Origin of the sequence: Thermosulfurimonas sp. F29 (assembly GCF_019688735.1) — a bacterium.
In the GTDB taxonomy this organism is placed as follows: Bacteria; Desulfobacterota; Thermodesulfobacteria; order Thermodesulfobacteriales; family Thermodesulfobacteriaceae; genus Thermosulfurimonas_A.
Genome location: NZ_JAIFYA010000003.1, coordinates 353839 through 365956, shown reverse-complemented (window position 1 = coordinate 365956; position 12118 = coordinate 353839). Strand labels below are relative to the sequence as shown.

Annotated in this window: 13 protein-coding genes; 7 read left to right on the top strand and 6 right to left on the bottom strand. The window is 63.0% G+C overall.

Annotation, left to right across the window (positions count from 1 at the left end; translation table 11 throughout):
• Positions 1 to 6: 6 nt before the first annotated feature.
• Entirely contained in the window at positions 7 to 231 is a 225-nt protein-coding gene (locus K3767_RS10250) for a NifU family protein (RefSeq protein WP_221173487.1), read from the bottom strand.
• A gap of 620 nt (positions 232 to 851) precedes the next feature.
• On the opposite strand from K3767_RS10250, the gene ilvD reads away from it, so the two are divergent.
• From ilvD to K3767_RS10220, 6 genes are read left to right on the top strand one after another with little or no spacing between them, the layout of a single operon-like run.
• Complete coding sequence (gene ilvD / locus K3767_RS10245; RefSeq protein WP_221173486.1) at positions 852 to 2510, top strand: dihydroxy-acid dehydratase; 1659 nt, start codon at positions 852 to 854, stop codon at positions 2508 to 2510.
• Positions 2510 to 3346 (top strand): PfkB family carbohydrate kinase, encoded by an 837-nt coding sequence (locus tag K3767_RS10240; RefSeq protein ID WP_221173485.1) that lies wholly within the window; start codon positions 2510 to 2512, stop codon positions 3344 to 3346. Before ilvD ends, K3767_RS10240 begins: the two co-directional genes overlap by 1 nt.
• A gap of 34 nt (positions 3347 to 3380) precedes the next feature.
• A complete protein-coding gene (locus K3767_RS10235) occupies positions 3381 to 4151 on the top strand; it encodes an ABC transporter permease (RefSeq protein ID WP_221173484.1) in 771 nt (256 codons plus the stop codon).
• 2 nt (positions 4152 to 4153) lie between these two features.
• A complete protein-coding gene (locus K3767_RS10230; protein WP_221173629.1) occupies positions 4154 to 4924 on the top strand; it encodes an ABC transporter ATP-binding protein in 771 nt (256 codons plus the stop codon).
• On the top strand, positions 4905 to 5981 hold the full coding sequence (locus tag K3767_RS10225) for an MlaD family protein (protein ID WP_221173483.1): 1077 nt from the start codon (positions 4905 to 4907) through the stop codon (positions 5979 to 5981). Before K3767_RS10230 ends, K3767_RS10225 begins: the two co-directional genes overlap by 20 nt.
• The gene (locus K3767_RS10220) at positions 5981 to 7384 is read left to right on the top strand and encodes a hypothetical protein (RefSeq protein ID WP_221173482.1); all 1404 of its coding nucleotides are present in this window, start codon (positions 5981 to 5983) and stop codon (positions 7382 to 7384) included. Before K3767_RS10225 ends, K3767_RS10220 begins: the two co-directional genes overlap by 1 nt.
• On the opposite strand, the gene K3767_RS10215 is transcribed toward K3767_RS10220, so the two are convergent.
• From K3767_RS10215 to K3767_RS10195, 5 genes are read right to left on the bottom strand one after another with little or no spacing between them, the layout of a single operon-like run.
• A complete protein-coding gene (locus K3767_RS10215; RefSeq protein ID WP_221173481.1) occupies positions 7359 to 8711 on the bottom strand; it encodes a sigma-54 dependent transcriptional regulator in 1353 nt (450 codons plus the stop codon). The genes K3767_RS10220 and K3767_RS10215 overlap by 26 nt on opposite strands.
• Positions 8708 to 9667, bottom strand: coding sequence for a sensor histidine kinase (locus K3767_RS10210; protein ID WP_221173480.1), 960 nt, complete (start codon positions 9665 to 9667; stop codon positions 8708 to 8710). Before K3767_RS10210 ends, K3767_RS10215 begins: the two co-directional genes overlap by 4 nt.
• The gene (locus K3767_RS10205; RefSeq protein WP_221173479.1) at positions 9633 to 10301 is read right to left on the bottom strand and encodes a histidine phosphatase family protein; all 669 of its coding nucleotides are present in this window, start codon (positions 10299 to 10301) and stop codon (positions 9633 to 9635) included. Before K3767_RS10205 ends, K3767_RS10210 begins: the two co-directional genes overlap by 35 nt.
• The gene (locus K3767_RS10200; protein WP_221173478.1) at positions 10288 to 11052 is read right to left on the bottom strand and encodes a YkgJ family cysteine cluster protein; all 765 of its coding nucleotides are present in this window, start codon (positions 11050 to 11052) and stop codon (positions 10288 to 10290) included. Before K3767_RS10200 ends, K3767_RS10205 begins: the two co-directional genes overlap by 14 nt.
• A complete protein-coding gene (locus K3767_RS10195) occupies positions 11049 to 11345 on the bottom strand; it encodes a lipopolysaccharide assembly LapA domain-containing protein (protein WP_221173477.1) in 297 nt (98 codons plus the stop codon). The genes K3767_RS10200 and K3767_RS10195 overlap by 4 nt, the downstream gene beginning before the upstream one ends.
• Between K3767_RS10195 and K3767_RS10190 the strand changes: the two genes are divergently transcribed.
• Entirely contained in the window at positions 11344 to 12096 is a 753-nt protein-coding gene (locus K3767_RS10190) for an RluA family pseudouridine synthase (protein ID WP_221173476.1), read from the top strand. The genes K3767_RS10195 and K3767_RS10190 overlap by 2 nt on opposite strands.
• Positions 12097 to 12118 lie beyond the last annotated feature (22 nt).

Sequence of the window (12118 nt, the reverse complement as noted above, 5' to 3'; positions counted from 1 at the left end):
TCCTCCTTACATCACGGCCTCAACGGCCTTCACTTCGGGGACTTCCTTCTTGAGGAAACGCTCGATGCCCATCTTGAGGGTCATCTGGGACATGGGACAGGCCCCGCAGGCCCCGCGCAGGCGTACCTTTACCACCCCGTCCTCGGTGATCTCCACCAGCTCGACATCTCCCCCGTCGGCCTGGAGCATGGGCCTTACCTTGGCCAGCGCCGCTTCCACCGCTTCCCGCATGACAAAACCCCCTTTCCGGATTTGAGCTAAAATTAATCGCTTTTCCCGAAAAGGCAAGGCAGCCCTGATTCCCGGTTAACGGGATGGAGGGGTACCTCCGGGTTATACCTCTGATAACAACGCAATGGGTGCTCCCTCAGGAGGCACCCCCACGAAAGGGTCTTTAACGGGCATAGCAGGGTCAATTTGCCGGTTTTCGCGAGGTAAGCCTATCATAAACGAGTACCGATAACCCGAAAATCACTACGAAAACAGTTAAATATATGAAAACATTCACTCCTCTACCTCCTTGCTCAGAATAATAGCCAACCAACCGGCAGCAAAACATCCGACACATCCGGCAAGAATCACATCCGCTCTACCTTTCCAGAGACCGCCTATAACCACTCCCGCAAGTACAATCTTGAAGAATTCCGTAAAAAGTTCGGCCGCTCTTCTCCGCTGGGAATGGTCCATAAGTCAGAATATACTCCGGCATTTCCGTAAAGAAAAGTTTTCCCGCCCCCTCATTCCCGGTTAACGGGATGGATGTGCTTCAGCTTAAAGTGGGGAGGGAGATTTTGCCGTTTTTAAAGGCGGGAAGTGGTGCTATAAAGAGTGGAAAAAAGGAGGGAGTGGCCATGCGCAGCGATCGCATAAAAAAGGGGCTTGAGCGAGCCCCGCATCGGTCCCTTCTCCGGGCCCTGGGGCTTACCGACGAGGAACTGCGTCGGCCTCTGGTGGGGGTGGTCAATTCCTTCAACGAGATCGTGCCCGGGCACATGCATCTCCGGCAGATCACCGAGGCGGTAAAGGCCGGGGTGCGGATGGCCGGCGGGGTACCCCTGGAATTCGGGGTCATAGGGGTCTGTGACGGTATTGCCATGAACCACGAGGGTATGCGTTATTCCCTGGTGTCCCGGGAGGTCATCGCCGATTCCATAGAGATCATGGCCCGGGCGCACGCCTTTGACGCCCTGGTCTTGGTCTCGAGCTGCGACAAGATTACGCCGGGCATGCTCATGGCCGCCCTGCGTCTGAATATTCCGGCGCTTCTCGTCTCCGGCGGGCCCATGCTCACCGGTCGTTTCCGCGGGCGGGAGGTCAATCTCATTTCGGTCTTCGAGGGCGTCGGCCGGGTGCGCAAGGGGGAAATGAGCGAGGAGGAACTGGCGGAACTCGAGGCCTGTGCCTGCCCCACCTGCGGTTCCTGCGCGGGTATGTTCACCGCCAATTCCATGAACTGTCTCTCCGAGGCCCTGGGCCTGGCCCTTCCCGGAAACGGCACCGCCCCTGCGGTGACCGCCGAACGCCTGCGTCTGGCCAAGCGGACCGGAATGAAGGTGGTGGAACTCCTGCGCAGGAGGATCACCCCTCGGAAGATCGCCACCGAGGCGGCCTTCCGTAACGCCATCGCCGTGGACATGGCCCTGGGATGTTCCACCAACACGGTGCTCCATGTTCCGGCCATCGCCCGGGAGGCCGGGATAGATCTGCCCCTTACGATCTTTGACGAGATCTCGCGCCGGACTCCGGTCCTGGCCAGTTTGATTCCCGCCGGACCCCACAGCGTTCCGGACCTCCACGAGGCCGGGGGGATCCCGGCGGTGCTCAGAGAACTCACCCGGGTGGGGGTTGTCGATACCGGGGTTCTCACCGGGACCGGAAGGAGGCTCTCGGAGGTGCTCGAGTCCGCGGCGATAAGGGATCCCGAGGTGATCCGGCCGGTGGAGAGGGCTTATCGTGAGGAGGGAGGCATTGCCATCCTGTGGGGGACGCTGGCTCCGGAGGGAGCGGTGGTCAAGACCAGCGCGGTGGTGCCCGAGATGATGCGCCACGAGGGTCCGGCCCGGGTCTTCGACTCCGAGGAAGAGGCCTACCGGGCCATCCTGGGGGGGAAGATCCGTCCGGGGGATGTGGTGGTGATCCGTTACGAGGGCCCCCGGGGCGGCCCGGGTATGCGGGAGATGCTTTCCCCCACCTCGGCCCTGATCGGAATGGGGCTGGGGTCCTCGGTGGCGCTCATCACCGACGGGCGTTTCAGCGGGGGCACTCAGGGGGCCTGCATCGGGCATGTGTCCCCGGAGGCCGCCGAGGGCGGCCCCATCGCCCTGGTGCGGGAGGGGGATCGGATCCGCATAGACATACCCGCCCGAAGACTGGATCTTCTGATCCCGGAGGAGGAGCTGGAGGAAAGGCGGCGCAGGTGGCGCCCTAGGAAAAAAAGGGTGTCCGGGGTGCTGGCCCGTTACGCCCGCCTGGTCAGTTCGGGGGCCAGAGGAGCCGTGCTCGAGGATTGATGGGCCGTTACCTGCTGGTGGGACACCTTACCCTGGATGTGCTTCCGGGAGGAGGTTTCCGGTTCGGCGGGGCGGTTCTTTACGCCGGACTCACCGTGCGCCGTCTGGGTTTTGCCGTGCGGGTGTTCACCGCCTCCGCCGAGGGCCGGGAGCGGCTCGAGGCCCTCTTCCCGGAGATCTCTTTTCTCCATCAGGACTCCCCGGAAACCACCGTTTTCGAGAACCTGGAGACACCGGAGGGCCGGCGCCAGCGGGTTCTGGCCAGGGCCCGTCCGCTGGCGCCGGAGTCCCTTTTTGAAAGACCGCTTGAGACGGAGGTCCTGCACCTCGCCCCGGTGCTCGACGAGATTCCTCCCTCGGCGGAGATCTACGAGCGGGCCTTCCGCTGGGGGTTTATCGTGGCCAATCCCCAGGGATGGTTCCGGAGGGTGGCCCCGGACGGCACCGTGCGGCCGGCGATTCCCGACCTTTCCGGAATGCCGCGGTTTGCCGCGGTGGTGGTGAGCGAGGAGGACCTGGCCGCGGACCTCCCGGGGCTTCTCGGAGCCCTTCGCGAGAGGACGGATCTCCTGGTCCTTACCCGGGGAGCGGAGGGGGCCAGTCTTTTCGAGGGGCACCGGGAGCGTTTTTTCCCCGCTCGCCGCGTTCCCGCAACGGACCCCACCGGAGCCGGGGATGTCCTGGCCGGGGCCTTTTTCGGTCTGCTTTTCCGGAAAAGAGATCCCGTTTTTGCCCTGGAGAAGGCCGTGGAGATGGCCGCCATCAAGGTTAGTCGGCCGGGGCTGGCCGGAGTGCCCTCTTTTCGGGAAATCTCGAGGTTGCTGGTCAACAATTGATGGAGTATAAGAAGTATGATCGGCGAGGTGGGTGATGACGGGTCTGCTTCAGTATCTCGGGAGGGTGGGATTGGGATTCGTTTCCCAGGCCGGCGGGATGTTTCTTCTTTTTCTTTCCGTGCTGGCTTACACCTTCAGGCCTCCCTATCGGGTGCGGCTCTTCTTTAAGCAGATGGAGTTCGTGGGGGTGAATTCCCTTCTGGTGGTGGTGCTCACCGCGCTTTTTTCCGGAATGGTGATCGCCTTTCAGAGCTATCGGGCCCTTTCCAAGTTCGGGGGGGAGAGTTTGCTGGGTGGTCTAGTGGCCCTTTCCCTGGTGCGGGAGCTGGGGCCGGTGCTCACCAGTCTCATGGTCACGGCCCGGGCCGGCTCGGCCATGGCCGCGGAACTGGGCACCATGCGGGTTACCGAACAGATCGACGCCCTGGAGGTGATGGCGGTAAATCCCGTGCACTACCTGGTGGTGCCCCGGTTCTGGGCCGCGGTGCTCATGCTTCCGCTCCTTACGGTGATCGCCGATGTGGTGGGGATTGCCGGGGGATATCTCGTGGGGGTGATCCTTCTCAAGGTGGACGCCGGGATCTTCGTCAAGAAGATGCAGGAGATGGTGGAGTGGATGGACATCGCCAGCGGCCTTTACAAGGCCTTCGTTTTCGGCGGGCTTCTTTCCATAATAGGCTGTTACAAGGGCTACAACGCCGCCGGGGGAGCCGAGGGCGTGGGGCGGGCCACCACCGAAGCCGTGGTGATGGCCTCGGTGAGCATTCTGGTGGGTGATTACATAATGACCTCGCTACTGTTTTGACCATGGTGGAGCTCATCGATTTACATAAGAGATTCGGGGAACAGGAGGTCCTCCGGGGGGTTAATCTTAAGATCCCCGCGGGAAAGCTCACCTTCATCATGGGGCGAAGCGGCACCGGAAAAAGCGTGCTTTTGAAACACATCATTGGTCTCCTGCGCCCGGACCGGGGGCGCATCCTCATCGACGGCCGGGAGGTGACCTCCTTTTCGGATCGCCAGTGGCAGGAACTTCGCCGGCGTTTCGGATTCCTCTTTCAGGAGGGGGCCCTTTTTGACTCCATGACCGTGGCCGAAAATGTGGCCTTCCCCCTTATGGAGCACACCCGGCTTTCCCGGAGGGAGATCGAAAGGAGGGTGGAGGAGAAGCTCGCGGTGGTGGGGCTCCTTGAGGCCCGGGACAAGTATCCCTCGGAGCTTTCCGGAGGAATGAGAAAGAGGGCGGCCCTGGCCCGGGCCCTCGCCCTCGAGCCGGAGATCATCCTCTTTGACGAGCCCACCACCGGGCTCGACCCCATTCTCCAGGTCTCCATCATGAAACTCATACGGGACACCCAGCGTCGCTACGGGCTTACCGGGGTGGTGGTCAGTCACGATGTGCCCATTGCCATGCAGGCCGCGGACTTCATCGCCATCCTGCACGAGGGGCGCGTGGTGGCCGAGGGACCGCCGGAGGAGATCCGACGCAGCGAACATCCCTTTGTCAGGGCCTTTTTGAAAAGTGCCTTTGAGGGATGTCATCCCGAGGAGGTCCAAAATGTACAGGAAAAGCACTGAGATAAAGGTGGGGATTTTTGTGCTGGTGGCCCTTCTGGCCCTGGGCTACCTCACGGTGAAGCTGGCGGAGGAGACCTTTTCTCCGAAGGGCACCTATCCGGTGTACGCGGTGTTTGACGATGTGTCCGGACTGGTACGCGGGGCCAGGGTGGAGATGGCCGGGGTGGAGATCGGCAAGGTGGGGCGCATAACCCTTCTTCCCGAGGGGAAAGCCCGGGTGGAGCTTCTCATCTATAAAGAGGTGAGGCTGTCGCGGGACGCGCTGGCCCGCATCCGCACCGCCGGGGTTCTGGGGGACCGGTTCGTGGAGATTCGCCAGGGGAAGGCCCCGGAGAAGCTCCCCCCGAAGGCGGTGATTACCCGCACGGAAAGCCCCATGGATCTGAGTGAACTTATCGCCGAGGCCGGGCCGGCCCTGAAGAACCTGGAAAAGGTCACCGCCGGTCTGGCCGATCTCCTGGCCACCGAGGAGGGAAAGAACAACCTCCGGGAGTTGATCGTCAACCTCCGGGACGCCAGTGCCGCCTTTAAGACCGTGGGAGAGCGTCTGGCCCGCGGCGAGGGCACCCTGGGCAAGCTTCTCACCGACGAGGAGCTTTACCGGAAGATCAACCGCAGTTTCACGGACTTTCAGGTCACCATGGCCAACCTGCGCCGGGTTTCGGATAAAATGGCCCGGGGCGAGGGGACCCTGGGCAAGCTTCTCACCGACGAGGAGCTTTATCGTTCCTTCCAGGCGGCCATGAAGAGCGTGGAGAAGGGGTCGCTGGCCATCGCGGAGGTGGCCGAAAAGATCAACAAAGGGCAGGGCACCCTGGGCAAGCTCCTCACCGACGACGAGCTTTACGAGCATCTGAATCAGGCCGCGGCCTCGCTGGAACACATAGCTAAGAAGATCGACCGCGGCGAGGGCACCCTGGGCAAACTGGTAAACGACGACTCCCTCTACATAGAGGCCAAGCGGGCCCTCCAGAATGTTAACCGGGCCACCACCGGTATTCAGGAACAGGTGCCCATATCGGTGCTGGGGACCATCGCCGGCGCGGCCATGCACTGATGCGACGCGTAGCCCTGGTCTGGCTCCTTCTGTGGACGGGGGTGGCTCTCGCCGGCGAGAGCCGGGTCAACCTCTGGCCCCTCTTCTTTTACGCCCGAAGCCCCGGGGTGGAACGCCTGGAGGCCCTGGGGCCTCTCTTCTACCGCTACCGTAACGGCAGGGAGTCCTCGGTCTCCCTGCGGCCCCTGGTCTCCTGGGTGAACCGCAGGGATTCCGGCGAGCGGGACCTCTACTTTCTTTCCCCTCTGGGACACTATCATGCCGAGGGCACCTGGCGGCACCTTCGCCTCGTGCCCCTTTTCTCCTACGACTGGGAGACCGAGGAAAAAGAGGGCACCCCGGCCTCAAGCCACACCTATTTTCCCGTCTTCTGGGGGCGCACCGCCGAGGGAGAGGGCTACTGGGGGGTATTCCCCATCTACGGGACCATGAGGGATCGCTTCGGATACGACGAGATACGCTTCGTGCTCTGGCCCCTTTACTCCCGAGCCACGGTGGACGGGGATCGATCCACCAACATCCTGTGGCCCATCTTCAACTACAGCCGGGGCCCCACCCTTTCGGGGTTTAAGATCTGGCCCCTCTGGGGCTTCCGGGAGAAGAGGGGAGAGTACCGGCGGAGCTTTTTCCTCTGGCCCGTCTTTATTTGGGAGACCCGCTACGCGGAGGGACGGCCGACGCTTGAGAAACGCATGGTCTGGCCCCTTTATGTGCGGGAGGAGACTCCCACCTACCGGCGGCGGATCTACCTATGGCCCTTCTTTCAGCATGTGCGGGGCAGAGACGGGGACTTCGAGCAGTGGGACTTTCCCTGGCCCTTCGTCCAGATTCAGCGGGGAGAGGATCGCCGGGGGTTTCGTCTCTGGCCCCTTTTCGGTTTCCGCGAGGCCCCGGATCATCGGTCAAACTTCGTGCTCTGGCCCCTCTTTTTCGGGGAAGAGCTCCGTCGCGGCCCGGAAGAGGAGGTTGGAGGGCGGTTTCTCCTTCTGTCGAGCTATCGCCGGATCGTGCGTCACGGAAGGGAACGGGAGAGATTCCTGCGCGTCTGGCCCCTTTTCGTACACTGGCGGCGGACCGTCTCCGGGGAGAGTCTCTTTTACTTCCCGGCTCTGCTTCCCTTTTACGACGAGGGGCTTGAGCGCAACCTGGGGCCCCTCCTGCGGCTCTTCGAGGTGTACCGGTTCGCCGACGGGCGACGCTATGTGCGGCTCCTGTGGGGGCTTTACCGTTACGAGACCGGGGCCGGGGAGAGCGTTCAGGAACTGGCCTTCCTGCTTTCCTACCGGCGCACCCCCCGCGGACGGGCCCTGGAGATCCTGGACGGACTCGTGGGGATCTACCGGACCGCTTCCGGCACCGGACTCCGTCTGCTGTGGTTTATCCGGCTAGGCCCCAGCGTTTGAGCTTCTCCCGGAGGGTCTTGCGGTCGATGCCCAGCTTCTGTGCCGCCAGAGTCTTGTTCCCCTGACAGGCCCGAAGCACCCGCAGGATGTGGCGTTTTTCCACCTCCTCCAGGGAGAGGTCCTCCTCCGGCTCCGGTTCCGCTCCCTCGGATTCGAATCCGGCGAAGTAAAGGTCCTCCGGTCCGATGACCGGACGCCGGGCAAAGACCACCAGCCTCTCGATGGTGTTCTCCAGCTCCCGCACATTTCCCGGCCAGGAATACCGGAGAAAGGCCTCGATCACCTCCGGGGAGATTCCGTGCACGGGTTTGCCGTGCTTTTCGGCGTAGCGTTTGAGGAAGTACTCGGCAAGCAGGGGAATGTCCTCCCTGCGTTCCCGTAAGGGGGGGAGGTGAATGGAGATCACATTGAGACGAAAGTAGAGGTCCTCCCGGAAGCGGCCGGCCCGCACCTCCTCCCGCAGATCCTTGTTGGTGGCGGCGATGATGCGCACATCCACCCGGACGATCCGGTGGCTTCCCACCGGGGAGATTTCCTTTTCCTCCACGGCCTTGAGCAGTTTGGCCTGGATGTCCGGGGAGATGTTTCCGATCTCGTCGAAAAAGATGGTGCCTCCGTGGGCCAGTTCGAACTTTCCCACCTTGTGGGAGGTGGCCCCGGTGAAGGCTCCCTTGACATGGCCGAAGAGTTCGGACTCAAAGAGGGTGGGTACCAGGGTGCCGCAGTCCACGGCCACGAAGGGACCTTCCCGCCGGGGGCTCATCTCGTGGATCTTGCGGGCGAGCAGCCCCTTGCCGGTGCCGGACTCTCCGGTAAGGAGCACCGTGGAGTCGGTCTGAGCGGCCAGCTCGGCCCTCTCGAGCACCCGTTTTATGGCGGGACTCCTTCCGATGAATTCCGTCCGTCCCACCCGTTCCTCAAGGGTCTGCCGCAGGTAAAGGTTTTCCAGGGTGAGGCGCTTTTTTTCCAGGGCCTTGGCCACGGCAAGACGCAATTCCTGGGGGCTGAAGGGTTTCTGAAGAAAGTCCGCCGCCCCGAGCTTCATGGCCGAAACGGCCACCTCCACCGTGCCGTAGGCGGTGATCACCACCACCTGGCTCTGGGGGTCCTCCTCCCGGATCTCCCGGAGAAGTTCCAGCCCCTCGGCCCCGGGAAGCTTTAGGTCCAGAAGAATCACATCGAACTCGTAGTCCGAGATCAGGCGCCGGGCCTCCTCCGCGGTGCCGGCCAGCTCCACCTCGTAGCCCTCCCGGGAGAGCACCTGAAACCCCGCGTCCCGAATACCCGGGTCGTCGTCTATGAGGAGTACCCGTCCCCTGGTTTTCATTCCTCCGCCCCCGGAAGCCAGATCCGGAAAAGGGCTCCGCAGGGAGTTAGGTTTTCCACCTCGATGCGTCCTCCGTGTCGATTAACTATACTGTGGCAGATGGAAAGGCCAAGACCGGTGCCCTTGCCGTGCCGCTTGGTGGTGAAAAAGGGTTCGAAGATCCTCTCCTTGATCTCCTCGGGGATGCCCGGCCCGGTGTCCCGGATCTCGAAGAAGACCTCCCGCCCCCTGCGTCCGGTGCGCAGAAAGAGTCGCCCCCGGCCCTCCATGGCCTCTCCGGCGTTGATGAGAAGGTTCAAGATCACCCGCTCCAGCTGGGAACGCACACCCCTCGTCCGTATCGGTTCCGGCGCAAGCTCCCACACCGGCTCCACCTGCCGCAGGACCCGATAGTCCGAGACCAGGTCGTACATCTCCCGGAGGAGGTGGTTCAGATCCACCACCTCCCGGGGACCCTCTTCCGGATGGGCCAGGCTGAGGACGGTCTTGGCGATGATTCGGCCCCGGGTGGCGAGCTTTACGATCTTTTCCACATGGTCCCGCAGGGGACTGTCCGGGGGGAGGTCCTCCTTGAGGAGGTTGGCGTAAAGAAGGATGCCTCCCAGGGGATTGTTGAGTTCGTGGGCGATCTCGGCGGCGAGCCGCCCCATTAGTTCGATCTTGTCCCGGTCTGCGTCCGGGGGGTCCTTTTCCCAGAGCACCAGGAGGTGTCTTTCGGGGCTAAGGGGTATTCTCACGCCGGTCACCCACAGGGGGGGTTCCAGGGGGACCAGTCTTCTGGATTCGAACCGGCCGCTCTCCTCGGGAAAGGGGGCCATTAGTTCCGAGGCCGGGGGAAGGGACCCCTTGAGCCCGAAAAGCCTTCGGAAGGACTGGTTTACCAGGACGAGGTTTTCTCCCTGAACGAGGGCGGCGGCTTCTTTAAGGTTGGCGATGAGGTCCCGCACCGCTTCCATAATACTCCAGGAGGGCGGGGAGATCCACCTCGGAAGGGGCGTTAAATAGGGCCAGCACCGGCTCGCCCTCCGGGAAGAAGACCAGCAGGTTGAGGGCCCCCGGGCGCTGTTCCAGGGAGAAGAAGCGCCGCAGGGGTATGTCGAAGACCCGGCACACCAGGGCCCGGTTGAATCCACCGTGGGCAAAGACCACCACCAGCCCTCCGGGATGCCGGCGGAGGATGAGATCCAGGGCCTTTCCGGCGCGAAGGGATAGATCCCGGAGGCTTTCCCCTCCCGGGGGACTTATGGTTTCGGGGTCGGCGAGGCGTCGGCGGAACTCCGGTATTTCCAGAAGCTCCGCAAAGGTCTTGCCCGTCCACCGTCCGAAGTGGATTTCCCGGAAGAGGGCATTCAGGATAAGGGGAGCCCCGGTTCTTTCGCTGAGCAGCCGGGCTCCGTAGGCGCAGCGGGAAAGATCGCTTCCGTACACCGCCCGCACGGGAAGACGGGCCAGGCGTTCAACCAGGGCCCGGGTCCGGGTGCGTCCCGACTCGGAAAGGGGTACATCCTCCTGGCCGTAAAGCACCCCCCGGGGGTTTACGGTTTCCTCGTGGCGCAGGAGGAGAAGATAGAGGGGCTCAGAGGATTTCATCGAGAAAGGAAAGGGCCTCGCGAGGGCCGAAACCCTCCTTGATTTCGTCGAGAAGCTCCTTGAAGGTCTTCCCCGAGGGGAGTTTTCGGCGATAGAGCCGGGAGAGGGCGCCGCGCAGATATTCCTCCTCCGGGGAATAGGCCAGATCCGGGGCCTCGCGATTGCCCAGAAGCCATTCCGGCACCTCCTCCGTTCCGGCCTCGAGATCCCGGAGAAAACGGACCTGATCACTCAGGTGCCCGTACACCCCGCCCACATCCACCTCCTCCACGAGCTGAAAGAGGAGGCTCGAGAGTCCCAGAAAATCCGGGGGCACCTCCGCCTCTCCGTTCTCCGCACAGGGTCTGAGGGAGAACATCAGACGGCAGGTGAGGGGGCGCCGGGGATAGACGGCGCAAAGGCCCTCGTCGGTGAGAAGAGGACAGGGTTTTACCTCCGCGGGGTAATCCGGAGGCGGATCTTTTCCCCGCATCAGGAAGAGGGCCATGGTGTTAGGGGTGCTACCGGGACGGGGATAAGGGGAAAGGCTGAGGAGACGCTCCTCAAGCTCCGGGGCGAGGGTCTCGCGCAGATAGCGGGCCTCTAGCGAGGTGAGCCAGAGATGGGTGGTGCAGCAGTGCGAACAACCCCTGCGGCACACGAATTCGAACCGGGCCGCCTCCTCCTCCACGAAGTCGTAGAGGGCCTCGAGGAGTTCCCTCTTTTCCGGATAGGCGTAATCGGGTTTTACGGGGACAAAGGCCGCACTCATGCGGGGGCGTTTTCTCCGGAGGAATGGATCTTTTCCAGCTCGGCGAGTCTCCTTTCGAGTTCCTGTATGCGCCGATCACGGTCGTAAAGCTCCTTGCGGCGCTTGAGTCTTCCGGGAAGGGAGATGAGAAAGATCAGGATCATCCCCGAAAGAAGCGAGAGGATGACCACCACCGCGAGGGAGCTTTCGAACTGCCAGACCAGGAACTTAACCGCCACCGGGGCCGCGTTCTGGATGGCGAAGGCCGCGATGAGGACCCCGAGGAGGGCGGCTAAAATGAGGTAAAATTCCATGGCTAAAAGTATGGTGCAGCCCCCCGGGAGTGTCAAGGATGGCCTTTTCGTCCTCCACGAGGACAATCACCTGCTTGCGGTTTGCAAGCCCGGGGGGCTTCTGGTGCAGGGAGATCGCACCGGGGACGAGACCCTGCTTTCCCGGGCCCGGGAATACCTGCGCCGACGCTACGCCAGGCCCGGGCGGGTTTACCTGGGCCTGGTGCACCGGCTGGATCGGGTCACTTCAGGGGTGGTACTTCTTGCCCGCACCTCCAAGGCCGCGGCCCGTCTGGCCCGGGCCTTCCGGGAGGGAGAGATCCGCAAGGCCTATCTCGCCGTGGTGGAGGGGAGTTTCCCTCTTGAGGCCGGGGTGCTCCGGCATTACCTGCGCTGGGACGAAACCCGGGGACGAACGCTGGTCTCCGGGAGACCGGCCCCGGGCTTCCGGGAGGCCCTTACCGGTTTCCGGGTGCTTGAGCGGGGGCCGGACTGGACCGCCCTTCTTCTTTTCCCCGAGACCGGACGCAAGCATCAACTCCGCGCGCAACTGGCCCACGAGGGACATCCGGTCCGGGGGGACCGGCGTTACGGTTCCGCAAAACGGGTGGCCGGGGGCCGGGCCATTCTGCTGCACGCCCTGGCCCTGGGTCTCCTCCATCCCGTAAGAAGAACCCCCCTCTTTCTACACGCCCCCCTCCCCGACTACTTCCCCTCCCTTAAGATGGACCCCGGCGAACTCCGTCCCTTCCTGTTGCCCCCTTCCCAATAGAATCTTTTTTCGGGAGGGCGTG

What these genes read in the sequence shown, in the direction of transcription:
- K3767_RS10250 (WP_221173487.1), bottom strand. Translation starts at nt 231, where the DNA reads ATGCGGGAAGCGGTGGAAGCGGCGCTGGCCAAGGTAAGGCCCATGCTC.
- ilvD (WP_221173486.1), top strand. Translation starts at nt 852, where the DNA reads ATGCGCAGCGATCGCATAAAAAAGGGGCTTGAGCGAGCCCCGCATCGG.
- K3767_RS10240 (WP_221173485.1), top strand. Translation starts at nt 2,510, where the DNA reads ATGGGCCGTTACCTGCTGGTGGGACACCTTACCCTGGATGTGCTTCCG.
- K3767_RS10235 (WP_221173484.1), top strand. Translation starts at nt 3,381, where the DNA reads ATGACGGGTCTGCTTCAGTATCTCGGGAGGGTGGGATTGGGATTCGTT.
- K3767_RS10230 (WP_221173629.1), top strand. Translation starts at nt 4,154, where the DNA reads ATGGTGGAGCTCATCGATTTACATAAGAGATTCGGGGAACAGGAGGTC.
- K3767_RS10225 (WP_221173483.1), top strand. Translation starts at nt 4,905, where the DNA reads ATGTACAGGAAAAGCACTGAGATAAAGGTGGGGATTTTTGTGCTGGTG.
- K3767_RS10220 (WP_221173482.1), top strand. Translation starts at nt 5,981, where the DNA reads ATGCGACGCGTAGCCCTGGTCTGGCTCCTTCTGTGGACGGGGGTGGCT.
- K3767_RS10215 (WP_221173481.1), bottom strand. Translation starts at nt 8,711, where the DNA reads ATGAAAACCAGGGGACGGGTACTCCTCATAGACGACGACCCGGGTATT.
- K3767_RS10210 (WP_221173480.1), bottom strand. Translation starts at nt 9,667, where the DNA reads ATGGAAGCGGTGCGGGACCTCATCGCCAACCTTAAAGAAGCCGCCGCC.
- K3767_RS10205 (WP_221173479.1), bottom strand. Translation starts at nt 10,301, where the DNA reads ATGAAATCCTCTGAGCCCCTCTATCTTCTCCTCCTGCGCCACGAGGAA.
- K3767_RS10200 (WP_221173478.1), bottom strand. Translation starts at nt 11,052, where the DNA reads ATGAGTGCGGCCTTTGTCCCCGTAAAACCCGATTACGCCTATCCGGAA.
- K3767_RS10190 (WP_221173476.1), top strand. Translation starts at nt 11,344, where the DNA reads ATGGCTAAAAGTATGGTGCAGCCCCCCGGGAGTGTCAAGGATGGCCTT.
- K3767_RS10195 (WP_221173477.1), bottom strand. Translation starts at nt 11,345, where the DNA reads ATGGAATTTTACCTCATTTTAGCCGCCCTCCTCGGGGTCCTCATCGCG.